At 70.4% G+C, this 1,174-nt stretch carries 1 protein-coding gene; it reads left to right on the top strand.

Going from position 1 to position 1,174, the window contains the following annotated elements; all coding sequences use genetic code 11:
* Positions 1-136 precede the first annotated feature (136 nt).
* Positions 137-1,165 carry a 6-phosphofructokinase gene (locus ACFU8Q_RS41610; protein WP_384465464.1) on the top strand — a complete coding sequence of 343 codons (1,029 nt, stop codon included), beginning with the start codon at positions 137-139 and terminating at the stop codon, positions 1,163-1,165.
* Positions 1,166-1,174 lie beyond the last annotated feature (9 nt).

The raw sequence follows: 1,174 nt of genomic DNA, 5'->3' as shown, positions 1-1,174 counted from the left end.
ACATCCGGCTCAGCTGAGCGGCGTCCAGCAGGCGGACGCCCGGTTCGGTCCCGCCACCCTGCGCCGGTAGGGTGGCGGGACCCAACCGGACGACGTGGTCCGGTCGTCGGCCCACGTTGCAAAGGTTTCCCGGGCAATGCGAATTGGTGTGCTCACCTCCGGCGGCGACTGCCCCGGCCTGAACGCCGTCATCCGTTCCGTCGTGCATCGCGCGGTGGTCGACCACGGCGACGAGGTCATCGGCTTCCACGACGGGTGGAAGGGGCTCCTCGAGTGCGACTACCGCAAGCTCGACCTCGACGCGGTCGGCGGCATTCTCGCCCGCGGCGGTACGATCCTCGGCTCCTCCCGGGTCCAGCCCGCCCATCTGCGCGGCGGCGTCGAGCAGGCCAGGGGCCATGTCGCCGACCTCGGTCTCGACGTGATCATCCCGATCGGCGGCGAGGGCACGCTGAAGGCGGCCCATCTGCTCTCCGAGGCGGGTCTGCCGATCGTCGGCGTACCGAAGACGATCGACAACGACATCGCCTCCACCGACGTGACCTTCGGCTTCGACACCGCCGTCGGTGTCGCCACGGAGGCGCTGGACCGGCTGAAGACCACCGCCGAATCGCACCAGCGGGTGCTGATCGTCGAGGTCATGGGCCGCCACACCGGCTGGATCGCCCTGCACTCGGGCATGGCGGCCGGTGCGCACGCCATTGTCGTGCCGGAGCGTCCCTTCGACATCGACGAGCTGACCGAGCTGGTCGGCGAGCGCTTCTCGGCCGGCAAGAAGTTCGCGATCGTCGTGGTCGCCGAGGGCGCCAAGCCGCGCCCGGGCTCCTCCATGGAGATCGAGCAGGGCACCAAGGACATCTACGGGCACGAGCGGTTCGCCGGTGTGGCGACGCAGCTCTCCATCGAGCTGGAGCAGCGCCTCGGCAAGGAGGCCCGCCCGGTGATCCTCGGTCATGTGCAGCGCGGCGGAACCCCGACCGCGTACGACCGGGTGCTCGCCACCCGTTTCGGCTGGCACGCGGTGGAGGCCGCGCACCGCGGCGAGTTCGGCATGATGACGGCGCTGCGCGGCACGGACATCGTGATGGTGCCGCTGGGCGATGCCGTGGAGACCCTGAAGACGGTCCCGTCCGAGCGGTACGCCGAGGCGGAGTGCGTGCTCTGAGCGACACCC

It is taken from the genome of Streptomyces sp. NPDC057543 (genome assembly GCF_042801895.1).
GTDB lineage: Bacteria > Actinomycetota > Actinomycetes > Streptomycetales > Streptomycetaceae > Streptomyces.
Note: the sequence above shows the minus strand (reverse complement) of the source record. Positions and strands in the feature narration are given on the sequence as shown.

Coding starts and splice junctions, on each gene's coding strand:
- ACFU8Q_RS41610 (WP_384465464.1), top strand. CDS start 137: ATGCGAATTGGTGTGCTCACCTCCGGCGGCGACTGCCCCGGCCTGAAC.